Source organism: Streptomyces xinghaiensis S187 (assembly GCF_000220705.2).
GTDB classification, from domain to species: Bacteria; Actinomycetota; Actinomycetes; order Streptomycetales; family Streptomycetaceae; genus Streptomyces; species Streptomyces xinghaiensis.
Genome location: NZ_CP023202.1, coordinates 5688264 through 5713894 on the forward strand (window position 1 = coordinate 5688264; position 25631 = coordinate 5713894).

Consider the following 25631-nt stretch of genomic DNA (forward strand, 5'->3'; position numbering starts at 1 on the left):
AGCCGTCACCGACCCTTGCCCGGAGGTCTTCCACCGTGACCAAGCCGCCCTTCACGCACCTGCACGTTCACACCCAGTACTCGCTGCTGGACGGTGCCGCGCGGCTCAAGGACATGTTCGCGGCCTGCCAGGACATGGGCATGTCGCACATCGCGATGACGGACCACGGGAACCTCCACGGGGCCTACGACTTCTACGACCAGGCCACCAAGGCCGGCATCACGCCGATCATCGGCATCGAGGCCTACGTGGCCCCCGAGTCGCGGCGGAACAAGCGGCGCATCACCTGGGGCCAGCCGCACCAGAAGCGGGACGACGTCTCCGGTTCCGGCGGTTACACCCACAAGACGATCTGGGCGAGCAACAAGACCGGTCTGCACAACCTCTTCCGGCTCTCCTCCGACGCCTACGCCGAGGGCTGGCTCACCAAGTGGCCCCGGATGGACAAGGAGGTCATCGCCGAGCACTCCGAGGGCCTGATCGCCTCCACCGGCTGCCCCTCCGGCGAGGTGCAGACCCGGATCCGGCTCGGCCACTTCGACGAGGCGCTCAAGGCCGCCGCCGACTACCAGGAGATCTTCGGCAGGGACCGCTACTTCCTGGAGCTGATGGACCACGGCCTGGAGCTGGAGAAGCGGGTCCGGGACGACCTCCTGCGGATCGGGAAGAAGCTCGGCATCCCGCCGCTCGTCACCAACGACTCGCACTACACGCACGCCGGCGAGGCCGACGCCCACGACGCCCTGCTCTGCATCCAGACCGGCAAGAACCTCTCCGACCCCGACCGCTTCCGGTTCGGCGGCTCCGGCTACTACCTCAAGTCCACCGACGAGATGTACGCCATCGACTCCTCGGACGCCTGGCAGGAGGGGTGCGCCAACACCCTGCTCGTCGCCGAGCAGATCGACACCACCGGCTGGTTCGAGAAGCGCGACCTGATGCCCCGGTTCGAGGTCCCCGAGGGCTACACCGAGGTGACCTGGTTCCGCGAGGAGGTCAAGCGGGGCATGGCCCGCCGCTACCCGGGCGGCGTCCCGGAGGACCGGCAGCAGCAGGCCGAGTACGAGATGGACGTCATCATCCAGATGGGGTTCCCCGGCTACTTCCTCGTCGTCGCCGACTTCATCATGTGGGCCAAGAACAACGGCATCGCCGTCGGCCCGGGCCGCGGCTCGGCGGCCGGCTCGATCGTCGCCTACGCCATGGGCATCACCGACCTCGACCCGATCGAGCACGGCCTGATCTTCGAGCGGTTCCTCAACCCCGAGCGCGTCTCCATGCCCGATGTCGACATCGACTTCGACGAGCGCAGGCGCGGTGAGGTCATCCGGTACGTCACCGAGAAGTACGGCGCCGACAAGGTCTGCATGATCGGCACCTACGGCACCATCAAGGCCAAGAACGCCATCAAGGACGCCGCCCGTGTGCTCGGTTACCCGTACGCCATGGGCGACCGGCTGACCAAGGCCATGCCCGCCGACGTCCTCGGCAAGGGCATCCCGCTCTCCGGCATCACCGACCCCTCGCACCCCCGGTACAGCGAGGCCGGCGAGATCCGCTCGATGTACGAGAACGAGCCGGACGTCAAGAAGGTCATCGACACCGCGCGCGGCGTCGAGGGGCTGGTGCGGCAGATGGGCGTGCACGCGGCCGGCGTGATCATGTCCAGCGAGAAGATCACCGACCATGTCCCGGTCTGGGTGCGGCACACCGACGGCGTCACCATCACGCAGTGGGACTACCCCACCTGTGAGTCGCTGGGCCTGCTCAAGATGGACTTCCTGGGCCTGCGCAACCTCACGATCATGGACGACGCCGTCAAGCTGGTGAAGGCCAACAAGGGCATCGACATCACCCTGCTCGACCTCTCGCTCGACGATCCCAAGACCTTCGAGCTCCTCCAGCGCGGCGACACCCTCGGCGTCTTCCAGTTCGACGGCGGACCCATGCGCTCCCTGCTGCGCATGATGAAGCCGGACAACTTCGAGGACATCTCCGCCGTCTCGGCCCTGTACCGGCCCGGCCCGATGGGCATGAACAGCCACATCAACTACGCGCTGCGGAAGAACGGCCAGCAGGAGATCACGCCGATCCACCCGGAGCTGGAGGAGCCTCTCAAAGAGGTCCTCGACATCACCCACGGCCTCATCGTGTACCAGGAGCAGGTGCAGAAGGCCGCCCAGGTGCTCGCCGGCTACTCCCTCGGCCAGGCCGACCTGCTCCGCCGCGCGATGGGCAAGAAGAAGAAGGAAGTCCTCGACGCGGAGTTCGTCAACTTCCAGAAGGGCGCCCGGGAGAAGGGTTTCTCCGACGAGGCCATCCAGGCCGTGTGGGACGTGCTGGTGCCCTTCGCCGGGTACGCCTTCAACAAGGCGCACTCCTCCGCGTACGGACTGGTCTCCTACTGGACCGCCTATCTCAAGGCCAACTACCCGGCCGAGTACATGGCGGCGCTGCTCACCTCGGTCCGCGACGACAAGGACAAGTCGGCGATCTACCTCAACGAGTGCCGCAGGATGGGCATCAAGGTCCTCCCGCCGGACGTCAATGAGTCGGACGCCAACTTCACCCCGCGCGGTGACAGCACGATCGTCTTCGGCCTGACCGCCGTCCGCAACGTCGGGCAGAACGTCGTGGACTCGATCGTGCGCTGCCGCAAGTCCAAGGGGAAGTACGCCTCCTTCCCGGACTTCCTGGACAAGGTGGAGGCGGTGGTCTGCAACAAGCGGACCGTCGAATCCCTGATCAAGGCCGGTGCCTTCGACGAGCTGGGCCACACCCGCAAGGGCCTGACGGCGCACTACGAGTCGATGATCGACAACGTGGTGCAGGTCAAGCGGAAGGAGGCCGAGGGGCAGTTCGACCTCTTCGGCGGCATGGGGGAGGACGACGGGGACGACACCCCGGGCTTCGGGCTCGACGTCGAGTTCTCCGACATCGAGTGGGACAAGGCGTATCTCCTCGCGCAGGAGCGGGAGATGCTCGGCCTCTACGTCTCCGACCACCCGCTCTTCGGCATCGAGCACGTCCTCAGCGAGAAGGCGGACGCGTCGATCTCCCAGCTGACCGGCGGGGACTACTCCGACGGCACCATCGTCACCATCGGCGGCATCATCTCCGGCCTCCAGCGGAAGATGACCAAGCAGGGCAACGCCTGGGCCATCGCCACCGTCGAGGACCTGGCCGGCTCCCTCGACTGCATGTTCTTCCCGGCCACCTACCAGCTGGTGTCCACCCAGCTCGTCGAGGACGCCGTGGTCTTCGTCAAGGGCCGGCTCGACAAGCGCGAGGACGTGCCCCGGCTGGTCGCCATGGAGATGATGGTCCCCGATCTCTCGGAGGCCTCCGCCAACGGGCCCGTGACGATCACCATTCCGACGGTGCGGGTCACCCCGCCGCTGGTCGAGAAGCTCGGTGAGGTGCTCACCCAGCACCGCGGGTCCACCGAGGTGCGGATCAAGCTCCAGGGCGCCCGGAAGACCACCGTGCTCCGGCTCGACCGGCACCGGGTCACCGCCGACCCCGCCCTCTTCGGGGATCTCAAGGTGCTGCTCGGGCCGTCCTGCCTGGCCGGCTGAGGGACCGCCCCGGGGCTTCCCGTCCCGCCGTACGGGCACGCTCCGCGGTGCGCCGGGCGCGGCCCGGCCGCCGCCGGGGCCGTACACCGAGGGGGCCGTATACCGAGGGGCGCGCCTCTGGGACCGGGGCGCGCCCCCTGTGCGCCGGAGGGCGCCGTCAGTTGTGCCCGAAGCGCCGCTGGTGCTTCTTCGAGACGTTCCGCGAGGATTCCGGGGACTCGGCTCTCATCCGCTCCTGCGCTTCCATGGAACCGCCCTTGGCCTGTTCCTCGCCGCTCCCGGCGGCGGAGCGGACCTGCTGCTTGCGGTCCCGGTTCTTGTTCTTCGCCATGGTGGTGCCTCCTCCCGGCGCTCCGGCCGGCGGCCCGGCGGGGGACGGGAGCGCCGTCGACCTCACTGTGACACGCCCTGGCAAAGGCTGCATGTCGGACAATTGCCGCCGGTGAGCGGCGAGATCGGGGGCCCGGCGGCACCGATGCGCCACGCCGGTGATCCAGTTCGGCAGATAACCCCCGGGCGGTCGGGCAGACTCGGGGGATACCCGAAAGAAAACCGTTCCGGGGGGCGGCGGATCAGGAAAGAGGGTGGACCGTGGAGCGCTGTGTCGTCCTGGTGGACGCCGGTTACCTGCTGGGGGCCGCCGCGAGTCTGCTCGCCGGAGAGCCCGCCCGGTCCCGTATCAGCGTGGACCACGCCGCCCTCATCCAGGCCCTGCGGGAGCGCGCCGAGGCCGACACGGAACGCCAGTTGCTCCGCATCTACTGGTTCGACGGCGCCCCCGACCGCGTACCCCAGCCCGAGCACCGGCGGCTGCGCGTCATGCCGCGGGTCACCGTCCGGCTCGGCGCGCTGACCCGGAGCGACGGCCGCTGGGCGCAGAAGGGCGTCGACGCGGCAATGCACGCCGAACTCACCGAACTCGCCCGCAACCGCGCCTGCTCCGACATCGTCCTCGTCACCGGCGACGGCGATCTGCTGCCCGGGCTGATGTCCGCCAAGGAGCACGGCGTCGCCGTCCACCTCTGGGCCGTGCAGGCCGCCGACGGCGACTACAACCAGTCCGAGGACCTGGTCGCGGAGGCCGACGAGCGCCGGGTCCTGGACCGCAGCTGGATCACCCGGGCGGTCCGCGCCAGGGACGCCGTCACCGCCTGCCCGCCGCAGCCCGAGTCCCGGCCGGAGATCGCGGCGATCCTCTCCGCGCCACTGCCCGAGTCCGACGGGGACGGGCCCCGCGAGGGCCGCGTCGGGGCACCGCGCAACGGCGCTCCGGCCGCCCTGGGCACCCCCGCACCCGGCGAACCCGCCGCCGCCCCGGACGGTACGGAGGACGGCGCCCCCGGCGAGCGCAACGGGCGGCCGGCCGGGAGCGACGGCTCCGCCGACGGCGCGGCCCGAGGCGTGCCGACCCCCAAGGACCTCGCCGGCCTCGGCCGCGGACCCGCCGCCCCGGCCGGGCCGCCCGCACCGGTCCCCGCCGCCACCCTGCGCTGGTCCTCCGACCGCGGCTGGATCGACCGCGGCGGCGGCCCCGCCGACCCCCCGGAGAGCGCGGCCCTGCCCACCCTCGCCCAGCTCACCAGCCCGGAACAGCGCTGGGCGGACCGGGAGGAGGACATCACGGCCGTCAGCGGCGACCCCTTCGAGGTCGGCCAGGTGTTCGCCCGCCGCTGGAAGGACCGGCTGCCCTCCCCGGCCCCCCTGAAGCAGCTCACCGCCGACTACCCGCGCATCCCGCACCGCATCGACGGCGAACTGCTGCGGTACGCCGCCCGCTTCGGGCTGCTGGCCCACAAGGACGACCAGATCGACGAGCGCGACCGCTACGCGATCCGCGCCGGCTTCTGGCGCGAGGCCGGTGCCCCGACCGCCGCCGAGCCCTCCCCGGCCGCGGACTGAGCGGCACGGGCGCGTACTCTCGTTGACCGTGAGCACGGGCACAGCACAGGCGGCACACGGCGCCGGCGGCGCGGCGGCGGCCGCCGCGCCGGTCTGCTCGGTGCGCGGCCTGGTCAAGACCTATGCGGCCGCCCGCGCCCGCCGCGGCGCCCCGGCCCATCCGGCCGTCCGGGCCAGCGACGGCATCGACCTGACGGTGCGGCGCGGTGAGATCTTCGGCCTGCTGGGACCCAACGGCGCCGGCAAGTCCACCCTCGTCCGCCAGCTCACCGGGCTCATGCGCCCCGACGCGGGCGAGGTCCGGGTGCTCGGCCACGACCTCGTACGCCATCCCGAGCGCGCCGCCCGGCTCATCGGCTACCTCGGCCAGGAGTCCACGGCGCTCGACGAGCTGACGGTCGCCCTGGCCGCCGAGACCACCGGGCGGCTGCGCGGCCTGGACCGGCGCACGGCCCGCGCCGAGCGGGATGCCGTCCTCGACGAACTCGGCCTCGCCGCCCTCGCCGGCAAGCCGCTCAGCAGGCTCTCCGGCGGCCAGCGGAGGCTCGCCTGCTTCGCCGCCGCGCTCGTCGGCGACCGTCCGCTGCTCGTCCTCGACGAGCCCACCACCGGCATGGACCCGGTGGCGCGGCGCGCCGTCTGGGCGGCCGTGGACCGGCGCCGCGCCGAGCGGGGGGCGACCGTCCTGCTGGTGACGCACAACGTCCTGGAGGCCGAGACGGTGCTCCACCGGGTGGCGGTGCTGGAGCGCGGCCGGGTCATCGCCTGCGACACCCCGGCCGGGCTCAAGGCGCTGGTGGACGGCGAGGTACGGCTGGAGCTGGTGTGGCGGGACCGGCCGCCGCTGAACGTTCCCGAGGTCGCCGCCGTACGGGAGGCCGCGACGGAAACCGGGCGGCACTGGACGCTGCGGCTGACGCAGGAACGGGCCCGGGCGCTGGTCGCCGCCGTCACCGGCGGTCCGGCGTTCGCGGCGCTCGACGATTTCACGCTGGCCACCCCGAGCCTGGAGGATGTCTATCTCGCGCTCGGCGGAAACGGCACGGAAGGGCTGGTGAAGGGGTGACCGGCGGTACACGCAGGGCCACGGCGGACGGGAGCGGCGGGACGTGAGCGCCGTGTCCGCGCGGGCCGTGCCCGGCGCGGCCCCCGTAGCGGCCGGACCGGCCGGACCGGCCGCCCCCGGAGTTGAGCCCGCGCCGCTCGCGCCCCGCGCGCGGCTGCTGCCCGCGCTGGCCGCCGTCTACCGGGCGCAGCTCTCGCGCGCCCGGGTGGCCCGGATCCCCCTGCTGTTCGTGGCGACCTTCCAGTCGCTGGGGATCATGGTGCTGATGCGCGGCATCGTCCACAGCGGCGAGGAGGCGCGGGCCGTGGTGGCCGGGTCGAGCGTGCTGGTCGTCGCCTTCGTCGGGCTCAATCTGCTCGCCCAGTACTTCGGGCGGCTGCGGGCCGGCGGCGGGCTGGACCACTACGCGACGCTGCCGGTGCCGCCCGCGGCCGTGGTGCTGGGCGCCGCCGGGGCGTACGCCTCGTTCACGGTGCCCGGGACGGTCTTCGTCGCCGTGGCCGGCAGTGTGATGTTCCAGCTCCCGATGGGCCAGCTCTGGGTCCTCGGCGCGGTGATCCCGCTGGCCGGTGCCGCCCTGGCCGGCCTGGGAGCCGCGCTCGGGCTGCTGGCGCCCCGGCAGGAGATCGCCACGCTCCTGGGACAGCTGGGCATGTCCGTGGCGCTGCTGCTGGGCGTCCTGCCGGCGTCGCGGCTGCCGGAACCGGTCGCCTGGGCGCGCGACCTGCTGCCCTCCACCTACGGTGTGGAGGCGCTCGCCCGGGCCTTCGAGACCCGCCCCGACTGGGCCGCCCTGGGGCTCGACCTCGCCGTCTGCGCCGCCGTGGGCGTGGTCTCGCTGGCCGCGGCGACCTGGGCCTACCGGAGGGCGGCGCTGCGGTGAGCCGCCCCGACGGCCCTCCTGCGGAGGGAGGACGGTACGGCACCTGGCACGATGGCGGGGTGACCGCACCGCTGACACCGCCGCCCCACGGCCGTTCCCCCGATGACTCCGTGCCGCAGCCCTCCTTCGGCGCCCCGCCGTCCGCGGGCCTGGAGCCCGGCGAGCTGCGCCGGGCCGTTCTCGTGGGGCTCGCCGTCACCGTCACTGGACTGCTGCTGGGACTGGCCTGGCTGTGGCTGGCGCCGCGCGTGCCGCTGGTCTCCGACGGCAAGGCCGTCTTTCTGGAGAACACCGAGGGCGAGCACGCGATCGGCGCGGACGGCACTTTCGTCCTGCTGGGCCTGGCCCTCGGCGCGGTCTGGGCGCTGCTGGTCTTCCTGCTCTTCCGGCGCGGCGGCGTGCCGCTGGTGGCCGCCCTGGCGGTCGGCGGGCTGCTCGGTTCGGTGATCGCCTGGCGGCTCGGCGTGGCCCTCGGGCCGACCACGGACGTCGTCGCCCACGCCCGCGAGGTGGGCAAGGGCGTCACCTTCGACGGGCCGCTGCAGCTGCGGGCGAAGGGCGCGCTGCTGGCGTGGCCGACCGCCGCCATGCTGGTCCATCTGGCGCTCACCGGCTTGTTCGGGCCGCGCGACCCGGAACCGGTGCTGCCGCCGCTCTGAGCGGGGGAGAACCCGGAGGGGCCGGCGCCGGGGGCTCCGGGGCGCCCGGCTTCAGCGCCGGGCGATCGGGGCCAGGACGGCACCTGTGAGTCCGGCGAGGTCCGCCGGGGCCAGTTCCACCTCCAGGCCGCGGCGGCCCGCCGAGACGCAGATCGTGGCGTGCTCCGCGGCCGAGGCGTCGAGCACGGTGGGCAGCCGGCGCCGCTGGCCCAGCGGGGAGATGCCGCCGCGGACGTAGCCGGTGGCCCGCTCCGCCGCCGCCGGGTCGGCCATCGCCGCCCGCTTCCCGCCCGCCGCCGCGGCCAGGGCCTTGAGGTCCAGCGAACCGGAGACCGGGACCACGGCGACCGTCAGGGCCCCGTCCACCTCGGCGAGCAGCGTCTTGAAGACCCGGGCCGCCTCCACCCCCATCGCCTCGGCCGCCTCCGCGCCGTACGAGGCCGCGGCGGGGTCGTGCTCGTAGGAGTGCACCGTGAAGACCGTGCCGGCCTCGGTGAGGGCGACGGTGGCGGGTGTGCCCCCGGCACCGGCCGCCGCTCCGCCCCGTCGCTGCTTCTTCTTCGCCACGTCTGCGTGCCTCCGCCCGTTCCGCCGGCCGGTCCGCCGGGGCCCGTCTAGTTCTGGCTCATCGGCTGCCGGGTCAGGTCGACCGCGGGCAGCGAGGGGATGCTACGGATCACCGCGCTCTCCGCGCGAAGGAGTTTCAGCTCGGCCGCGAGCCGGGACACGGTGTCCGGCGCCTCCAGCAGCCGCTGCTTCGCCGGGGTGTCGAGCACCGCCGCCGCGGCGACCAGGTACGACAGCACCGACGGCTCCCCGGGCAGCTCCTGCTCGCCCGCCAGCGACCGCTCGCTCGCCCCGGCCAGCCGCTTCTGGTACGTACGGAACGCCCGGACCACCCCGGAGGCCAGCGCGCCCGCGCCCTCCCCCTGCGCCTCCGGGAGTTCCTCGCACTCGCCGGTCAGATACGGGCCGGAGGCGTCGACCGAGTGCAGCCGGACCCGGGTCGTCCCGGTGGCCAGCACCTCGTAGCCGCCGTCCTCCTTCTCGCGGATCGTGGCCGCGTCGGCCACACAGCCCACGGAGTGGAAGGCGGCCAGCGGGTCGCCGCCGAAGCCCGCGCCGGGGCCGCGCTCGGGCAGCGCGGTGGCGTCCGGCAGGCCCGGGACGGAGGGGGCCGTCTCGTGACCGTCGCGGATGGCGACGACGACGAAGCGCCGCGCGTCCTCGTCGAGTTTCAGCAGGTCGCGCATGAGGGCGCGGTACCGCTGCTCGAAGACGTTGAGCGGCAGCACGAGGCCCGGGAAGAGCACCGTGTTCAGCGGGAAGAGCGGAAGGCGCGCGATGGTCACGACGGCCAAGCCTACTGGCCGGTCTCCACCGCCCGGTTGCCGCGCCGCCACAGGGGCATGCCGGCGGCCACCTGGAGCCGGGTGCCGTCGCGCATCTCCAGGAACTGGCCCAGCGGGTCGTCGGAGACGGCCGTCCACGGGAAGGCCGTGGCGTGCGGGCCGATGAGCCGGAACTGGTGCAGGGCGTCCTCCCAGCGGCCGCGGAGGATCAGCAGCAGGGCGAGGACGTTGCGGACCTCGGCGGGCCACGGGTCGCCGGGCGCGTACCGGGCGGACATGCCGATGGCGAGTTCGACGGCGGCGTCGATCCGGCCCGGGGAGGCAATGCCCGTCAGGTCCTCGAAGTCCCTTCCGGCGAGACGGGAGCGGGCGGTGCCCCCGGTCCCGGGCCCGGCCGCCGGGCCCGCGTGGCCGAGGAGGGCACGGGCCGGGAGGGCCTGCAGCAGGGAGCCGGGGAGCGCGGCCTCGGCGGCCCGCTCGGCGAAGTAGAAGCACGCGTCGTGACGGCGGGCGCCGAGGAGGACGTCGCCCTCCTCGGGTTCCGTCTCCTCCGCGCCGGCGGCGCCCGCCCGCCCCGTACCGTCCGCGCCGTGCGGCGGTCCGCCGTCCTCCGGGGCCGAGGAGCGGCAGCGGGCGGTCAGATAGCGCAGGGCCGCCACATGGCAGCCGCTGTGGTGCGGGGAGCGGGCGACGGCCTCGGACCAGATGCCGGCGAACTCGGAGTGCGGGAGGCCGAGGCCGCGCGCCCGGTCCAGGGCGATCCGCCAGGGCACCGGGTCGTGCGGCGCGGCCACGGCGGCGGCGCGGACGAGCGGGGCCGCGGCGTGCAGCCACTCCTCGCGGTCCGCGCGCGGCCGGGCGCGGCGCACGGCGAGCGCGGCGCGGAGCAGGGCGAGGTCGGGGTCGCCGGGGGCGGCCTCGGCCTGCCAGCGGCCGAACCAGTCGGGACGGGACTGCGCGAAGCGCGCCAGGACGTCGGTGCAGCGGTCGCGGTACTCCCACTCGGCGCCGTCCCGGGTGGCGGCGAGCAGGGCGGCGGCGGGGCGGTGGTCGCCCGCCCCGGCGGCGGTGAGCACGCCGGAGAGCCGTTCGTCGGGCGCGTCGAGCACCACCTCGTGGTCGGGAACGAGGCCGGCGGCGAGACGGGAGGTATGGCGGACCATGCGCGCAGTGGTCGCCAGCGCGCGGAAATAGACCATGGTTCCATTGAAAAGCGCAGGTCGTAGCCGTTCCAGCAGTTTCCGGTGACGCTTCGGTATCGGAATTTCGGTTGCCTGGGGGACAGTCAACAAGCGGTAAAAAAACGCGAGTTCGCCGCCGGGTGACGCGGCGGGCGCACCCGGGGGCGGGCCGCCGTTGCCGGCGGCCGGTCAGTTGCGCCGCAGGAGGCGTGAGGCCCCGGCCGCGACGGTGGTGGCGAGGACCCAGCCGAGCAGGATCATGACCACCGACGCCCACTGGTGGAAGCCCGTCATCCGCCAGGACGTGTCCTGGCCCAGGTTGATGACCGGCAGCAGCAGGTCGAGGGCGTAGATCCAGGGGTCCCAGTGCGGGGCGCCCTCGTCGCTGATGGCCGGCGGCTCGATCCGGGAGAACAGCAGCGCGCCGGCCGCCCACAGGAAGGCCATCCACACCGCCGCGCGGCCAGGCCGGTACCCGTACGCCACCGTCCAGTCCTGCAGGAAGCCCCACAGCTTCCCGGCCACCGGGAGGGTTTCGCGGCGCCGCCGCTGCTTGGCGAGCAGCACCTCGCGGGCGTGGGCGTCCTCACCGCTCGCCCGCAGCGCGTTCGACAACTGCTCGTACGGTTCGGGTGCGTACTCCGGGGTGGCGGCCGCGACCCACTCCAGCCGCATCGCCAGCGGGAACCGGCCGCGCGGGATCAGGCACTCGTAGCCGAACCCGGCCATCGACAGGCCGCCCGGCCCGGGCCAGCTCGACGCCTGGTCCACCAGGTTGACCACCTTGGCGCCCGACAGCGTCACCCGGCCGCGGTGCGGGCGCTCGCACAGGAAGCGCAGCTCCGGCGTCTGGATGCGCCGCATGGACAGCTCCTGGTCGGCCTCCATGACGAAGCGGGCCTGTTCGAAGTCGACGGCGTCCCCGAAGCGCCCGTCGTCCAGCCGGACCCCGCCCACGCATTCGAAGCGCTGGACGCGCATACCGCTCCCCGGCGTGTTGACGACCCCGTACGGCGGTGTGGTGCCGGTGGCGAACGGCGAGCCGCTGAGCCCGGCGGCGGTCAGATAGAGCGTGCGTTCCACGGTGAGCTGGGGCGCGTTGAGCGCCCGCCGCCCGTGCGGATTGCGCAGCTTGCTGCCGCGCAGGCTGAGCGAGACCCCGATCTGCGCGCCGCGCAGGCTCAGTTCGCCGTGCGACTCGATCAGCTCGGCCTGGAGGTCCTGGCCGACGGAGATCCCGTCGGCGACGATCGAGCGGCCCCGGCGGTCGCGCTCCACGGTGAGCTGGTTGAGTAGCAGATCGGTGCCGATCTGGGCGTCGGTGAGGCGGATGCCGTGGGGCACGGTGCAGCGCGGCAGGTGCAGATCGCCCTCCGTCTGCAGCCGCGCGCCCTCCAGCCGCGGTATCCGGCAGCCCACCAGCCGCAGCGTGGTGAAACGGGCCTCCGGCAGCAGGATCTCCCGCTCGAAACGGCAGCCGTGCATCTCCACGTACGGATCGACGGTGCCGCCGGCCAGGTCCAGGGTGCCCGTGACGTAGGCACCGTTCAGCTTGAGCGCGGTGACCCGGCCCGGCTGCGGCGCCGGACCGTCGAGGAGTAACAGCGCCAGGACGCGGGCGCGCACCGTGCGGTCGGGGCCCCAGCGGTGCTGCCCGTCCGGATCGTCGTGGAGCGGGTTGCGGCTGCGCAGATCGTGCGTGCTGCCGTTGCGGAACGCCTGCCACATCCCCCATTCCGCGGGGGTCAGTTCAAGAGATGCCGGCGGCTCGCCGTCCCCTGGCACGGTCACTCGCGCGTCCTCCTCCGTCGTGCACGGCCGTCCCGGCCCGTACAGGTGTCCCATGCCCGCTGGGTAACCGTATGAAAGCCGATGGTCACGAGTGACCGCGGGGTCCCGTATCAGCGATTGATACGGGTGCCCGGTCCGCGTGCCGGGTCTGAGACACTTGACCGCGTGATCTCCCGAATCGATCTGCGCGGCGACGCCCTCCCCGAGGGGGCCGCCCTGCGCGACCTGCTGCCACGAGCCGAGTTCGACGTCGAGGCCGCCCTGGAGAAGGTGCGGCCCCTCTGCGACGACGTGCGCCATCGGGGCTCGGCGGCGGTGCTCGACCTCAACCGGCGGTTCGACGGTGTCACGCTTGACCGGACCCGCGTCCCCGCCGAGGCGCTCGCCCGGGCCCTGGAGGAGCTGGACCCGGCCGTCCGCGCCGCGCTGGAGGAGTCGATCCGCCGCGCCCGGCTGGTCCACCGCGACCAGCGCCGCACCGACCACACCACGCAGGTCGTGCCGGGCGGCAGCGTCACCGAGCGCTGGGTGCCCGTGGAGCGCGTCGGCCTGTACGTCCCGGGCGGCCTCGCCGTCTACCCGTCATCCGTAGTGATGAATGTGGTGCCCGCGCAGGAGGCCGGCGTCGAGGGCATCGCCGTCAGCTCCCCGCCGCAGGCGGCCTTCGGCGGTCTGCCGCACCCGACGATCCTCGCCGCCTGCGCCCTGCTGGGCGTGACGGAGGTGCACGCCGCGGGCGGCGCCCAGGCCATCGCCATGTTCGCCTACGGCACCGACGAGTGCCTGCCGGTGAACCTCGTCACCGGCCCCGGCAACATCTACGTCGCCGCGGCCAAGCGGCTGCTGAAGGGCCGGATCGGCATCGACGCCGAGGCCGGGCCGACCGAGATCGCCGTCCTCGCCGACGCCGGTGCCGACCCGGTGCACGTCGCCGCCGACCTGATCAGCCAGGCCGAGCACGACACCCTCGCCGCCTCCGTCCTCGTCACCGACTCCCCGGAGCTGGCCGCGGCCGTGGAGGCCGAGCTGAAGACGCAGGTCGCCGCGACGAAGCACGTCGAGCGGGTCACCGCGGCCCTGGCCGGCCGGCAGTCCGCCATCGTGCTCGTCGACGGCATGGACGAGGGCCTGCGCGTGGTCGACGCCTACGCCGCCGAGCACCTGGAGATCCAGACGGCCGACGCGGCGGCCCTCGCCGCCCGGGTCCGCAACGCCGGCGCGATCTTCGTCGGCCCGTACGCCCCGGTCTCGCTCGGCGACTACAGCGCCGGCTCCAACCACGTCCTGCCCACCGGCGGCTGCGCCTGCCACTCCTCGGGGCTGTCGGTGCAGTCCTTCCTGCGCGGCATCCACGTCGTGGACTACAGCCGCGAGGCGCTCGCGGACGTCGCCCACCACGTGGTCACCCTCGCCGAGGCCGAGGACCTGCCGGCGCACGGGGCCGCGATCACGGCCCGTTTCCCCGGAGCGCGGGCGGACGGACGGGCGGACGGAGGGTCCGGGAGCACGTGAGCGCGAACACCCCGGCACCCTGGGACGCCCTGCCCATCCGGGAGGAACTGCGCGGCCAGTCCGCCTACGGCGCCCCGCAGCTCGACGTCCCCGTCCGGCTGAACACCAACGAGAACCCGTACCCGCTGCCCGAGCCGATCGTGCGGCGGATCGCCGAGCGCGTCACCGAGGCGGCCCGCACTCTCAACCGCTACCCGGACCGGGACGCCGTCGAGCTCCGCACCGAGCTGGCGAAGTACCTCACCCGCACCTGCGGGCACGAGGTCACCACCGGCCAGGTGTGGGCGGCCAACGGCTCCAACGAGGTCCTGCAGCAGCTGCTGCAGGCCTTCGGCGGCCCGGGGCGCACCGCAATCGGCTTCGAACCCTCCTACTCGATGCACGCCCTCATCGCGCGCGGCACCGGCACCGGCTGGATCTCCGGCCCCCGCCACGCCGACTTCCGCATCGACGTGGAGAAGGCCCGCGCGGCCATCGTCGAGCACCGCCCCGACGTCGTCTTCATCACCTCCCCCAACAACCCCACCGGCACCGCCGTCGAGGCGGAGACCGTCCTCGCCCTGTACGAGGCGGCGCAGGAGGCCGGGCCCTCGCTGGTCGTCGTCGACGAGGCGTACGGCGAGTTCAGCCACCGGCCCTCGCTGCTGCCGCTCATCGAGGGCCGGCCGCTGCTGGTGATCAGCCGCACCATGTCCAAGGCCTTCGGCGCGGCCGGGCTCCGGCTCGGCTATCTCGCCGCCGACCCGGCCGTCGTCGGCGCCGTCCAGCTCGTGCGGCTGCCCTACCACCTCTCGGCCGTCACCCAGGCCACCGCGCTCGCGGCGCTGGAACACACCGACACCCTGCTCGGTTACGTGGAGCAGCTGAAGTCGGAACGGGACCGCCTGGTCACGGAGTTGCGCGCGCTCGGCTGCGAGGTGACCGACTCCGACGCCAACTTCGTCCAGTTCGGCCGCTTCGAGGACGCCCACAAGACCTGGCGGGCGCTGCTGGAGCAGGGCGTCCTGGTCCGCGACAACGGCGTGCCCGGGTGGCTGCGCGTCACCGCCGGCACCCCGGCCGAGAACGACGCCTTCCTCGACGCGGTACGCGCCGTCCTGGACCGCCCGGGGAACGCACCGGACCCCCGGCCGGACCCCCTGAGCACCGGGAACCCCACCAAGGAGACGAACCGATGACCCGCGTGGGCCGCGTGGAGCGCACCACCAAGGAGACCAGCGTCCTCGTCGAGATCGACCTGGACGGCACCGGCAAGGCCGATGTCTCGACCGGTGTCGGCTTCTACGACCACATGCTCGACCAGCTCGGCCGGCACGGCCTCTTCGACCTCACGGTGAAGACCGAGGGCGATCTGCACATCGACAGCCACCACACCATCGAGGACACCGCGCTGGCGCTCGGCGCCGCCTTCAAGAAGGCCCTCGGCGACAAGGTCGGCATCTACCGCTTCGGCAACTGCACCGTCCCCCTGGACGAGTCGCTCGCCCAGGTCACCGTCGACCTCTCCGGCCGCCCCTACCTCGTGCACACCGAGCCCGAGAAGATGGCGCCGATGATCGGCGAGTACGACACCACGATGACCCGGCACATCCTGGAGTCCTTCGTGGCCCAGGCGCAGATCGCCCTGCACGTCCACGTGCCCTACGGGCGCAACGCGCACCACATCGTGGAGTGCCAGTTCAAGGCCCTCGCCCGCGCGCTGCGCTACGCCAGCGAGCGCGACCCGCGCGCCGCCGGCATCCTGCCGTCCACCAAGGGCGCGCTGTGACGGGGCTGTCCACCGTCCTGATCGTCGTGGGGCTCTTCCTGCTCGGCGGGGTGATCTCCTTCGCCAAGCAGGGGCTGCCCAGGGGCGTCATCGTGCTGCTGGCGATCAGTTCGGCGATGTGCCTGACGGCGGGCATCATGCGGCTGGAGGGAGTATGGGAATGACCGGCACCGGCAAGAAGGTCGTCGTCTTCGACTACGGCTTCGGCAACGTCCGCTCCGCCGAGCGCGCCCTCGCCCGGGCCGGCGCCGACGTCGAGATCACCCGCGACTACGACCGCGCCATGAACGCCGACGGGCTGCTCGTCCCCGGCGTCGGCGCCTTCGCCGCCTGCATGCAGGGGCTCCGGGAGGCACGTGGCGACTGGGTCGTCGGCCGGCGGCTGGCCGGCGGGCGCCCCGTCCTGGGCATCTGCGTCGGGATGCAGATCCTCTTCGCCCGCGGCATCGAGCACGGCGTCGAGGCCGAAGGGCTGGACGAGTGGCCGGGCACCGTCGGCCCGCTGCGCGCCCCCGTCGTCCCGCACATGGGCTGGAACACCGTGAAGGCGGCCGAGGGCTCGCAGGCCTTCGCCGGGCTGGACGAGGACACCCGCTTCTACTTCGTCCACTCCTACGCGGTCGGCCAGTGGGACTTCGAGGCCGGCAACGCCTCCATCCGCCCGCCGAAGGTCAGCTGGACCACGCACGGAGAGCCGTTCGTGGCCGCCGTGGAGAACGGCCCGCTGTGGGCCACCCAGTTCCACCCGGAGAAGTCCGGCGACGCCGGCGCCCAACTGCTGCGCAACTGGGTCGACACCCTCTGACACCCCCTGGCGGCACCGCGCGGCGGCGGCCCCGGCCGCCGCGCACCGCCCGCCGCGCGCGACCGGCCCCCCACCGCACACCCGTCCACCGCCCGCCCCGACACCGAAGGCACGCCACGCCATGACCACGCACCGCCTCGAACTCCTCCCGGCCGTCGACGTCCGCGACGGCCAGGCCGTCCGCCTCGTCCACGGCGAGTCCGGCTCCGAGACGTCCTACGGCGACCCGCTCTCCGCCGCCCTCGCCTGGCAGAAGGCGGGCGCGGAGTGGCTGCACCTGGTGGACCTCGACGCGGCCTTCGGCACCGGCGACAACCGCGCGAAGATCGCCGAGGTCGCCCGCTCCATGGACATCAAGGTCGAGCTGTCCGGCGGCATCCGCGACGACGCCACCCTGGCCGCCGCCCTCGCCACCGGCTGCACCCGCGTCAACCTCGGCACCGCCGCCCTGGAGACCCCCGAGTGGGTCGCCCGGGTCATCGCCGAGCACGGCGACCGGATCGCCGTCGGCCTCGACGTCCGCGGCACCACCCTCCGCGGCCGCGGCTGGACCCGTGACGGCGGCGACCTCTACGAGACCCTGGCCCGGCTCGACTCCGAGGGCTGCGCCCGCTACGTCGTCACCGACATCGCCAAGGACGGCACCCTCCAGGGCCCCAACCTGGAGCTGCTGCGGAACGTCTGCGCCGCCACCGACAAGCCCGTCGTGGCCTCCGGGGGCGTCTCCTCCCTGGACGACCTGCGGGCGATCGCGGCCCTGGTGCCGGAGGGTGTCGAGGGCGCCATCGTGGGCAAGGCCCTCTACGCCAAGGCGTTCACCCTGGAGGAAGCGCTCGCCGCGGTGTCCTGAGCGGTGACCGGCCGCGGTCCCGCACCGCCGCGGCCGGATCCGTCCCCGTCCGCCGTCCCGTCCCGCCCGCCATGCCGTCCCCGCAGCTTTCGAGGAGCAGGAAACGATGCCGATGCCCGGAACCGGACCGTCCGACGCCGTCCCGTCCATACAGCGCGTGCAGACCGACAGCCCCTGGGAGGAATCGATCGGTTTCGCGCGGGCCGTCGCGGCGGGGGACCGGGTGCTGGTCTCCGGCACCATGCCGCTCGTCGGGGGCGACCTGATGGGCGAGGGCGACCCCTACGAGCAGGCGCGGACGGCCTTCCGCAACGCGCTGGACGCGCTCGCGCGGTTCGGCCTCGGCGCCGGGGCCGTGATCCGCACCCGCATGTACCTGACCCACGCCCGCGACGTGGAGGCCGTCGGCCGCGCCCACCAGGAGATCTTCGGCACCGTGCGCCCGGCCGCGACCCTCGTCGTGGTCTCCGGCTTCGTCGACTCCCGGGTGCTGGTCGAGGTGGAGCTGGAGGCGTTCCGCGGCGACGACCGCTCCGCGCCCGCCGCTCCCGCGCAGACCTCCGCGTAGATCCCCGCACACAGAGACCGAGAACGAAGAGGAGACCGAGCGACATGACCCTGGCGGTCCGAGTCATCCCCTGCCTGGACGTGGACGGCGGCCGGGTCGTGAAGGGCGTCAACTTCCAGAATCTGCGCGACGCGGGCGACCCGGTCGAGATGGCCAAGCTGTACGACGCCGAGGGCGCCGACGAGCTGACCTTCCTCGACATCACCGCTTCCTCCGGCGACCGGGAGACCACCTACGACGTGGTGCGGCGCACCGCCGAGCAGGTCTTCATCCCGCTCACCGTCGGCGGCGGCGTCCGCTCCACGGAGGACGTCGACAAGCTGCTGCGCGCCGGTGCGGACAAGGTCGGCGTCAACACGGCGGCCATCGCCCGCCCCGAACTGATCCGCGAGATCTCCGAGCGCTTCGGCAGCCAGGTGCTGGTCCTCTCCGTCGACGCCCGCCGCTGCCCGGAGGGCACCACCACGGCCTCCGGCTACGAGGTCACCACCCACGGCGGGCGGCGCGGCACGGGCATCGACGCCGTCGAATGGGCCCACCGCGCTGCCGGGCTGGGCGCCGGGGAGATCCTGCTCAACTCGATGGACGCCGACGGCACCAAGGACGGCTACGACACCGAGATGATCAAGGCGGTGCGGGCCGAGGTCACCATCCCCGTGATCGCCTCCGGCGGCGCGGGCAAGCTGTCCGATTTCGCCCCGGCGGTCACCGCCGGCGCGGACGCGGTCCTCGCCGCCTCGGTCTTCCACTTCGGCGACCTCCGCATCGGCGAGGTCAAGCGTGCCCTGCGCGAGGCGGGCCACCCGGTCCGCTGAGGGGGCGGCGGGCCGGCGCACCGGCCCGCCGGCATGGAGCCCGACCGGCACGGCCCTTGCCGGTCCGGGTGGGGGCTGCGGCGCGGGACGAGGGCCCCGGAAGGGAGCGGCGGCGGGCTTGCGGCCCGGCGGCCGTCGCCGCGGGCCGCCGGATGCGGTCACGGGGCGTACCCCTGGGCCCCGGCCGCTCGATCATGGCGGGCACAGGTGGTCGGACTCCGGGGCCCCGTAACGGCGGTGCAGTGCGCGGAGCGCGTCCAGCTTCGCGTTGAACTCCGGGTCGGAGGACGAGCCGCCGTACGGCAGTCGCAGGAGCCGCTTGCGTCCGTCGCGCAGCACCAGGCCGACGCGGCGGGTCTCCTCGTGGCGGTGGGCGTCCGCGGACCGGATCCGTATCCGCAGATCGGCGATGTCGCGCCACGGTACGCTCCGGCGGCGCAGCAGCGTCCGGATGTGCAGGCCGTACGGGTCACCGCGCACCTCGGCGGTGACCCAGCGCACCGAGGCGGAGCCCACCACCGCGAAGAACAGGCCGATGCCCAGCCAGATGTCCAGCAGTGTGCCCCGGGAGGCCGCACGCGCCACGGCCAGGAGCGCCCCGGCCACCCCGAGGCCGAGGAAGAACCCCAGGGCGCCGCGGTAGGGGGAACGGCAGATCACTTCCGGTGCACTGGTCATGCGCGGAAGCGTCCCATCCGTGACGCCGGGCATTCCTGTGGGGGTGCGGCAGTGTTCCGGGCCCGAACACTGCCGCATCCCCATGACCGCGTCGCCGTACTCCCGGAGGAAGCCCGTTGACCGGGAGGCGCTCAGCAGCGGCCGCCCGCACCGCTGTCACCGCTGTTCGGGCACGGGGCGGCTCAGGAGGCGTTCGCCGTGCGTCCCGACTGCTGTCCGCGCGTCCGGTCCACCAGATGGAGCACCGTGAGCGGCGCGGAGGGGAGCGCGGTCCAGCCCTGCTCGTTCGAGCTGCCCCTGGACAGGTACTTCGCGGCGATGGAAATGACCACCAGCGCCTGCTTGTGGCTGAAACCCTCGGCGATTCCGGGGCGCGTGGTGAACTCCGGCAGCTGACCGCCGTAACCGATCTGGGCTTGGCTCGCGGCCCGGTCCGGAGCGGTGGTGCTCGCGCTGGCGGACCCGCCCCCCGCGCTGCCGTTCGCCTCCATGGCCTCGGCCCGTGCCAGTGAGGTCCCGCGCCAGAGGGTCACCTGCTGGTCGGACTGCTGCTCCACCAGACTCGCCACCGTGGACTCGGGCGTTGGCTGCGGCAGCTGTGACTCGAACCTGGTACTGAAGTTGTCGTCGTCCGAGTCGTAGTTGTCGCTGTCCGGGTCCCGCTCCGTCGGCCCGGTGGCGTGCCGGGCGAGCTGCACGGGAATGCCGGCGTCGGCCGGGGCCTGCCGGGCATCCTCCTCCGGTGCGCGCTGGACGTCGGGGAGCGGGGCGGACATCACGCGGGCCGCGTTGGCCTCGGCGGCCCGTTCGAACCGGTCGCCCGGGTCGGACACCCGCACCCCGCCGGGCCCGGTCGTGCCGTCCACCGACCCCGAGCGCTGCTGCATCACATGGGTGAGCTCGTGCGCGAGCGTGTGGGGATCGGCGCCGTCCGGACCGATGGCGATGTCGTTGCCCGAAGTCCACGCCTTGGCGCCGAGCTCGGCCGTGGAGCGCTGGGCCACCGCGTCGGTGTGCACCCTGACGTCGGAGAAGTCGGCGCCCAGCCTGGTCTCCATCTCGTTGCGGAGCGGCTCGTCCAGCGGCCGCCCGGCCGAACGCAGCACGTCGTGCACCGGGGACCGCTGCACGTCCGGCTGCTCGGCCCCGTGGCCGCAGCCGGCGCCGTGCTGGTGCCGTTCCTGCTCCGGGAGGTGCCCGGCCCGGCGGAGCATCTGCACGACGCCCGCGTTTCCGGCACTGCTCTGTAAAGCCGCGATCGTCTGCGGTGACGTGCTGCCGGCGACGGGCTGCGCCACCACGGCCGCCTGCTCCGGCGGGCTCGCCACCCGCCGTCGAGCGGCGTCCTTCTCCGGCTGCTTCTTCGCGTGCATGGGGACCTTTCGTCTGGGCGTCCTCACCTCTTTACACAGGAGAAGGCAGGCGGGAAAGGCCCGGCCGGACAGCCCAGGGTGCACGACGACCGGTCCCAACAGCGCAGCGGTCACGGCAGGGCGCTCCCATCCGTTCGGAAGGGCAGAGAACTCTTCCCTTCGGTACCTGGACCCGATGATCATGTCCTGCGTATTCAGAGGGCGTTGGATCCGATCACAGGAAGAGGGGCGCCGTGCACGTCCACGCCCATGCCCGACAGTCCGGCGACCAGGAGCGGCACGCACCGGCGCGTACCCCCGCGGCCGGAGGTGACATGCCCTCCCGCAGCCTGCCCGCGCTGCAGGCCACCGCGGGGAACGCGGCCGTCGTACAACTGCTCCGCATGGCCGGGCACCTCACCGGGCAGGAGCGGCACCAGCACGGCGCCGGCTGCGGCCACCGGTCCGAGCAGCCCCGGGTGCAGCGCTCGGCCGTCCATGACGTGTTGCGTGCCCCCGGCCGGCCTCTCGACGACACCACCCGTGCCGAGATGGAGAGCCGGCTGGACGCGGACTTCTCCGACGTCCGGGTTCACAACGACAGCACCGCGAAGGCGTCCGCCGCCGAAGTCGGCGCCCGTGCCTACACCTCCGGCAGCCATGTCGTCATCGGTGACGGCGGCGCGGACAAGCACACCCTCGCGCACGAGCTGACGCATGTCATCCAGCAGCGGCAGGGCCCGGTCGCGGGCACGGACAACGGCGCGGGTGTGAAGGTGTCGGACCCCTCGGACCGGTTCGAACGCGAGGCGGAGGCCAACGCGACGCGGGTGATGTCGGGTCCGGCGGAGCGGAGGAGCGGCCCGGAACCGGCCGGCGAGGGCGGTACGGGAGGCGCGGCGACCGCGGATCCGGTGCAGCGTTCGGCACCGGCGATCCAGCGGATGAAACTGGCGCAGGGCAGGATCGCGTTCACCAACGTGGCCCTGAAGTACCCGGAGTACATGGACAAAGCCGGCCGGCTCCTCCAGTTGCTCGCCGGACACAGCATGATCAGGAGTTACCTCGGGGAGCGCGACTGCTCGATCACGCTGGAGAAGCGCACCACGGAGACCCCCGCCGACGTGATCGACAAGGGGGAGGAGGGCGTGTTCGTCAACCTCGCCTCCTACTACTTCGAGAACTACGACATCGGCTACATCGCCGGGATGCTCTGCCACGAGTTCGGCATCCACCCGCTCGCGGAGAGCATGCCGAACATGGCACGGGAGGAGGAGAGCTTCCGGGACATGCCCTTCCCCGTGCCCGGCCTGGAGAGCGAGGACAGGGGCGGGCCCGACGGGTTCGTCTCGATGAACTCGGCCAACGCCAAGCAGGCCGACCACGTGCTCGGCGCCATCCCCGGCAGCCCCCGCTACACCGTCTACCGGGATCTGGCCCTGGAGATGGCGCAGATGCTGCTGCGGGACGCGGAGACCCGCGTCCAGGGGGCCAGGGAGCAGGACGTCACGGACCTGCTCGACTGCTTCCTCATGGACGTCGCCTCCATCGCCGCCACCAACGACGACCGCAAGCGCGGGCTTCCCGTCTTCACCAACCGGGAAGGTGAGGCGGTGCGCCGCGACATCGCGACGGTCTACAACGCCTACAAACAGCGGCTGGCGAACGGTCTGCCGGCCGACCGCCAGGGCATCGCCCCGCTGTTCCCGCAGGACAAGACCCCGCAGGCCGTCAAGGCGGACTTCCAGACGCTCATGGCGCGCATCGCGAAGGGCGCGTTCCGGGCCTGGAGCATCGACAACAGCGAGGGGTGACGCGGGCCGGGAACGGCGGACGCGACGCATGACGGAGAGATGACCGGAGGAGAACGGGTTCGGCACGGCAGCCCGCAGCGCTACGCGGAAGCGTTCCTGCGGGCCGCCCGCCCCGCCCTGGAGGACTTCCCGGTCTGCCGGGGCGCGCGGCTGGAGTCACTGGACGTCGAATACCTGACGGATGACCGGGAGGCGGAGGGCGCCCTCCGCGCCGTGTGCGCGGTGGCCGCCGTCACCTTCCGCGGCCGCCGCTTCTCCTACCGCCGGGGCATCTGGCCCCGGCCCACCCGGCGTCCACGGCCGCCGCGATCTACGCGACGGTCCTGGAGGAGCGGCTCCTGACCCGACCCCGTCCTCCGCGCGTCTCCGGGACGGACCCGGCGATCGAACCACCGGTCGAGCTGTGAGGCGGAGGTCCCGGGTGCGGGACTGCCCGCGTCCGCCGCGTTGGGCCGTCACCCCGCCGACGGGACGCGAGGCTCAGGCGCGCAGGTGCGCCGCCTGCGCGGTGAAGGCCGTCCACGCGTCGGGGGAAACGACCAGCGGGTGCCGTTCGGTGTCCTTGGAGTCCCGGACCAGGACGTCTTCAGGACGTATGGCGACCTCGACGCAGTTGTCACCCCCGCCGCCGCTGTAGCTGCTCTTGGACCACACCAGTTCAGCCGTGTTCACAACGCTCCTCGCATCCGCTCCAGCAGGCTCGTAGTGGCCTGTCGGCTCAGAGCCTGTGCGCGCATCTTGCCATAGCGCTGAAGCATCGAACTGGCTACTTTCGGATCGGTGACGAGGGCGCTGTTGTCATGGCCCTCGACGTAGCCGATCCATCGGTTCTCGACCGTCTCCGCCAGATACATCGGCCCTTCGAAGCCGGAGTGATCCTCCTGCTCAAGCGGCATGACCTGGATCTCCACGTTCCGCAGGCGTCCCTGCCGGAGAAGATGGTCGATAAGTGTCCTCGTGACATCGACGCCTCCCAAGCGGCGCGTCAGCAGAGCCTGCTCGATGATGAAGCTGAAGGTCGTGTTCGGCCGTTCGGTGAAGAGCCGCTGTCTGGCCAGCCGGGCTGCTACCTGACGCTCGAACTGCTCCTCCGTGAGCGGCGGCAGGCGACGTTCGAAGATCTGCCGGATGTACGGCTCGGGCTGCAACAGCCCCGGAACGACCCGGCACTCATACGCATACAGCGACACCGCCTCCTCCTCGATCCCGGCCCACTGCCGGAACCAGGAGGCGAGCCCCGCCTTGCGGGTGAGGCTGCGGGCCGCCGCGTCCAGGACGCGGGCGGCTGCCGGGCCCAGAACGGCCTCCGAGCGGTCGATGAGGTTGTGGGGCGGGAACCGCTTGCCCTGCTCGATCTTGGCGATGTATGGCTGGGAGTAGCGCACCCGGGGCGCGAACTCCTCCTGCGTCAAACGGGCTTCCTCCCGGAGGGCCTTCAGTACCGCGCCGAAGGTCTTGAGGCTGTCGGACACCTCGGGCTCACCGTTCGCACAGGCACCGCCGCCACCGCCGCTACCTCCGCGCCCGTTCCCGGCGCCGCCCGTGCCACCCTCGTCTCCGCCGCGCTTGCCGCCGCCCCCGCTGCCCGCCGCCATCGCAGCCTGCCTTTCCGCCCGCACTCTCGTACCACTTTCGGTGCGCCAATCGTCACGCAGTGACACAGCGGCGGTCCAGTGAATCGGCTGATACAGCATGAATTTGGGTCAGCGTCGTCCCTGGTCAACTGCCCTGGCAGGCAGGAACGCTGGCCGCCATGACAGCACCACGCACCGAAGTCCCCGTCACCGTACGTACGTTCGCGCACCGCTTCTCGTCCACGCGGCGCGGTGCCCGGCTTGCCCGGCTGCTCGCCGGGCATCAGCTCGTCGACTGGGGACTCCCGCGCGGCACCTGCGCGTTCGACGGCGCGACCCTCGTCATCGCGGAACTCGCGTCGAACGCCGTGCTGCACGGCCTCGTCCCGGGCCGGGACTGCGCGCTGCGGCTCGCGTACGACACCGGGACCGGCATCCTCCGGATCGAGGTGTCCGACACCCATCCCGGCCGCCCCGCCCGCGTCGAGCCCTCACCCGTCTACGACCGGGGGCGGGGGCTGGCCCTGGTCGAGGCGATCGCCCTCCGCTGGGGTGTGCAGGACCGGAACGGGCCCGGCAAGACGGTGTGGGCGGAGTGCGCCATGGCGGCGGCCTGCGAGAACGCGGACCGTCAGAGGGCTGGAAGCACCCCTGTGCGCGCACCCGGACTGAGCCCGGGCGGGCCCGGGCGTACTGGTCCGGACGGCGCCGTCCCGGATGCCGTTGGGGAAGAATGGGGCGAGGATCGGCTGATGTGACGAACACCGGGCCACACCGTGACGGGCAGGGCTCCCTCGGTGGAAGCGGTGGCACCGCTCGGGCCGGCGGCGCCCAGAGAGTGGAGGCTCTGTCGGACGGCGTCTTCGCCATCGCGATGACGCTCCTGGTACTGGACATCTCCGTGCCGGCGGGGCTGGACAGCGCGGACTTCCACGAGGCGCTGCTCGATGTGCTGCCGAACATCGCCGCGTACGCGCTCAGCTTTGCCGTCATCGCCCAGTTCTGGCGCGATCACCGCAGCATTCTCGGCGCCGCGCCTGCGCCGGACGGCGCGGTCCTCGGTCTGACGCTGGTGGGACTTGCTCTGGTGGCCCTGCTGCCGTTTCCGACGTCCCTGCTCGCCGAGTACACCGAGCAGGCACTGGCCGTGGCGGTCTACTCGGGGACGGTGGCGGCCGTCAATACCGTTCATACGGCCTTGGTGGCCGCCGTCCGCCGCAGCGAGACGGCCCGGGACCGTGCCCGGGGCCCCGCCGGACCGGCCGACAGGGGCCCGAGGGTCAGGAGGCAGCGGCTCGCCGTGGACTCGGGGGTCACCGCCGCGGTCTTCGGTGCCGCCGTGCCGCTGGCTTTCGTCTCTCCGGCGGCGGCCATGTGGTCCTGGCTCACCCTGGTCCCGCTGAACATCGTGATCGGCCGCAGACGACGGCGTACGCAGCAGGAGGCGACGCACCGGGAGCCTGCGGGGAGATCTCCCGAGGCGTGA

General features: G+C 72.9%; 26 protein-coding genes. 17 read left to right on the forward strand and 9 right to left on the reverse strand.

What is annotated here, in order from left to right; genetic code table 11:
• The first annotated feature begins 35 nt into the window (after positions 1 to 35).
• Positions 36 to 3578, forward strand: coding sequence for a DNA polymerase III subunit alpha (dnaE, locus tag SXIN_RS24270; protein ID WP_019709483.1), 3543 nt, complete (start codon positions 36 to 38; stop codon positions 3576 to 3578).
• Between the two features lie 157 nt (positions 3579 to 3735).
• On the opposite strand, the gene SXIN_RS31610 is transcribed toward dnaE, so the two are convergent.
• On the reverse strand, positions 3736 to 3909 hold the full coding sequence (locus SXIN_RS31610; protein ID WP_019709484.1) for a hypothetical protein: 174 nt from the start codon (positions 3907 to 3909) through the stop codon (positions 3736 to 3738).
• Positions 3910 to 4169: 260 nt separating this feature from the next.
• Here SXIN_RS31610 and SXIN_RS24275 point away from each other — a divergent pair, with 260 nt between their 5' ends.
• From SXIN_RS24275 to SXIN_RS24290, 4 genes are read left to right on the forward strand one after another with little or no spacing between them, the layout of a single operon-like run.
• Positions 4170 to 5477, forward strand: coding sequence for an NYN domain-containing protein (locus SXIN_RS24275; protein WP_095757529.1), 1308 nt, complete (start codon positions 4170 to 4172; stop codon positions 5475 to 5477).
• A 28-nt stretch (positions 5478 to 5505) separates the two neighbouring features.
• Positions 5506 to 6543 carry an ABC transporter ATP-binding protein gene (locus tag SXIN_RS24280; RefSeq protein ID WP_019709485.1) on the forward strand — a complete coding sequence of 346 codons (1038 nt, stop codon included), beginning with the start codon at positions 5506 to 5508 and terminating at the stop codon, positions 6541 to 6543.
• 43 nt (positions 6544 to 6586) lie between these two features.
• Positions 6587 to 7426, forward strand: a complete 840-nt coding sequence (locus SXIN_RS24285; protein ID WP_095757530.1) for an ABC transporter permease — start codon at positions 6587 to 6589, stop codon at positions 7424 to 7426.
• A gap of 59 nt (positions 7427 to 7485) precedes the next feature.
• Entirely contained in the window at positions 7486 to 8085 is a 600-nt protein-coding gene (locus SXIN_RS24290; protein WP_019706241.1) for a hypothetical protein, read from the forward strand.
• A gap of 51 nt (positions 8086 to 8136) precedes the next feature.
• Here SXIN_RS24290 and ybaK read toward each other — a convergent pair whose 3' ends face one another.
• The 4 genes from ybaK to SXIN_RS24310 form a co-directional block, all read right to left on the reverse strand.
• A complete protein-coding gene (gene ybaK, locus SXIN_RS24295; protein ID WP_095757531.1) occupies positions 8137 to 8652 on the reverse strand; it encodes a Cys-tRNA(Pro) deacylase in 516 nt (171 codons plus the stop codon).
• Positions 8653 to 8699: 47 nt separating this feature from the next.
• Positions 8700 to 9437: an LON peptidase substrate-binding domain-containing protein gene (locus SXIN_RS24300; protein ID WP_039821742.1), complete on the reverse strand. Its 738-nt coding sequence runs from the start codon at positions 9435 to 9437 to the stop codon at positions 8700 to 8702.
• Between the two features lie 11 nt (positions 9438 to 9448).
• Positions 9449 to 10636: a hypothetical protein gene (locus SXIN_RS24305; RefSeq protein WP_095757532.1), complete on the reverse strand. Its 1188-nt coding sequence runs from the start codon at positions 10634 to 10636 to the stop codon at positions 9449 to 9451.
• 171 nt (positions 10637 to 10807) lie between these two features.
• Entirely contained in the window at positions 10808 to 12409 is a 1602-nt protein-coding gene (locus SXIN_RS24310) for a hypothetical protein (protein ID WP_039821739.1), read from the reverse strand.
• 165 nt (positions 12410 to 12574) lie between these two features.
• On the opposite strand from SXIN_RS24310, the gene hisD reads away from it, so the two are divergent.
• From hisD to hisF, 8 genes are all read left to right on the forward strand, one after another.
• Positions 12575 to 13921 (forward strand): histidinol dehydrogenase, encoded by a 1347-nt coding sequence (gene hisD / locus SXIN_RS24315; protein WP_019709490.1) that lies wholly within the window; start codon positions 12575 to 12577, stop codon positions 13919 to 13921.
• Positions 13918 to 15099 (forward strand): histidinol-phosphate transaminase, encoded by a 1182-nt coding sequence (locus tag SXIN_RS24320; protein WP_019709491.1) that lies wholly within the window; start codon positions 13918 to 13920, stop codon positions 15097 to 15099. The genes hisD and SXIN_RS24320 overlap by 4 nt, the downstream gene beginning before the upstream one ends.
• On the forward strand, positions 15096 to 15689 hold the full coding sequence (gene hisB, locus SXIN_RS24325) for an imidazoleglycerol-phosphate dehydratase HisB (RefSeq protein WP_019709492.1): 594 nt from the start codon (positions 15096 to 15098) through the stop codon (positions 15687 to 15689). Before SXIN_RS24320 ends, hisB begins: the two co-directional genes overlap by 4 nt.
• Positions 15686 to 15853 (forward strand): hypothetical protein, encoded by a 168-nt coding sequence (locus SXIN_RS31615; RefSeq protein ID WP_019709493.1) that lies wholly within the window; start codon positions 15686 to 15688, stop codon positions 15851 to 15853. The genes hisB and SXIN_RS31615 overlap by 4 nt, the downstream gene beginning before the upstream one ends.
• Positions 15850 to 16494: an imidazole glycerol phosphate synthase subunit HisH gene (gene hisH, locus SXIN_RS24330; protein WP_019709494.1), complete on the forward strand. Its 645-nt coding sequence runs from the start codon at positions 15850 to 15852 to the stop codon at positions 16492 to 16494. Before SXIN_RS31615 ends, hisH begins: the two co-directional genes overlap by 4 nt.
• A gap of 121 nt (positions 16495 to 16615) precedes the next feature.
• Positions 16616 to 17344, forward strand: coding sequence for a bifunctional 1-(5-phosphoribosyl)-5-((5-phosphoribosylamino)methylideneamino)imidazole-4-carboxamide isomerase/phosphoribosylanthranilate isomerase PriA (gene priA, locus SXIN_RS24335; protein WP_019709495.1), 729 nt, complete (start codon positions 16616 to 16618; stop codon positions 17342 to 17344).
• 106 nt (positions 17345 to 17450) lie between these two features.
• Positions 17451 to 17912 carry a RidA family protein gene (locus SXIN_RS24340; protein WP_238153850.1) on the forward strand — a complete coding sequence of 154 codons (462 nt, stop codon included), beginning with the start codon at positions 17451 to 17453 and terminating at the stop codon, positions 17910 to 17912.
• Positions 17913 to 17956: 44 nt separating this feature from the next.
• Positions 17957 to 18727 carry an imidazole glycerol phosphate synthase subunit HisF gene (gene hisF, locus SXIN_RS24345; RefSeq protein ID WP_019709497.1) on the forward strand — a complete coding sequence of 257 codons (771 nt, stop codon included), beginning with the start codon at positions 17957 to 17959 and terminating at the stop codon, positions 18725 to 18727.
• A gap of 192 nt (positions 18728 to 18919) precedes the next feature.
• On the opposite strand, the gene SXIN_RS24350 is transcribed toward hisF, so the two are convergent.
• Positions 18920 to 19405 (reverse strand): PH domain-containing protein, encoded by a 486-nt coding sequence (locus SXIN_RS24350; RefSeq protein WP_019709498.1) that lies wholly within the window; start codon positions 19403 to 19405, stop codon positions 18920 to 18922.
• Positions 19406 to 19587: 182 nt separating this feature from the next.
• Positions 19588 to 20778 carry an eCIS core domain-containing protein gene (locus SXIN_RS24355; protein WP_019709499.1) on the reverse strand — a complete coding sequence of 397 codons (1191 nt, stop codon included), beginning with the start codon at positions 20776 to 20778 and terminating at the stop codon, positions 19588 to 19590.
• A 314-nt stretch (positions 20779 to 21092) separates the two neighbouring features.
• Here SXIN_RS24355 and SXIN_RS32480 point away from each other — a divergent pair, with 314 nt between their 5' ends.
• Positions 21093 to 22571, forward strand: coding sequence for an eCIS core domain-containing protein (locus SXIN_RS32480; RefSeq protein WP_238153851.1), 1479 nt, complete (start codon positions 21093 to 21095; stop codon positions 22569 to 22571).
• Between the two features lie 39 nt (positions 22572 to 22610).
• The gene (locus tag SXIN_RS24365) at positions 22611 to 22913 is read left to right on the forward strand and encodes a hypothetical protein (protein ID WP_019709500.1); all 303 of its coding nucleotides are present in this window, start codon (positions 22611 to 22613) and stop codon (positions 22911 to 22913) included.
• Positions 22914 to 23051: 138 nt separating this feature from the next.
• On the opposite strand, the gene SXIN_RS24370 is transcribed toward SXIN_RS24365, so the two are convergent.
• Both SXIN_RS24370 and SXIN_RS24375 read right to left on the reverse strand, forming a co-directional pair.
• Positions 23052 to 23243, reverse strand: a complete 192-nt coding sequence (locus SXIN_RS24370) for a DUF397 domain-containing protein (protein WP_019709501.1) — start codon at positions 23241 to 23243, stop codon at positions 23052 to 23054.
• Positions 23240 to 24190, reverse strand: coding sequence for a helix-turn-helix domain-containing protein (locus SXIN_RS24375; protein ID WP_238153852.1), 951 nt, complete (start codon positions 24188 to 24190; stop codon positions 23240 to 23242). The genes SXIN_RS24370 and SXIN_RS24375 overlap by 4 nt, the downstream gene beginning before the upstream one ends.
• Positions 24191 to 24324: 134 nt before the next feature.
• Between SXIN_RS24375 and SXIN_RS24380 the strand changes: the two genes are divergently transcribed.
• Together SXIN_RS24380 and SXIN_RS24385 are read left to right on the forward strand one after the other, a co-directional pair.
• A complete protein-coding gene (locus SXIN_RS24380) occupies positions 24325 to 24903 on the forward strand; it encodes an ATP-binding protein (RefSeq protein ID WP_019709503.1) in 579 nt (192 codons plus the stop codon).
• Positions 24900 to 25631, forward strand: coding sequence for a TMEM175 family protein (locus SXIN_RS24385; protein ID WP_019709504.1), 732 nt, complete (start codon positions 24900 to 24902; stop codon positions 25629 to 25631). Before SXIN_RS24380 ends, SXIN_RS24385 begins: the two co-directional genes overlap by 4 nt.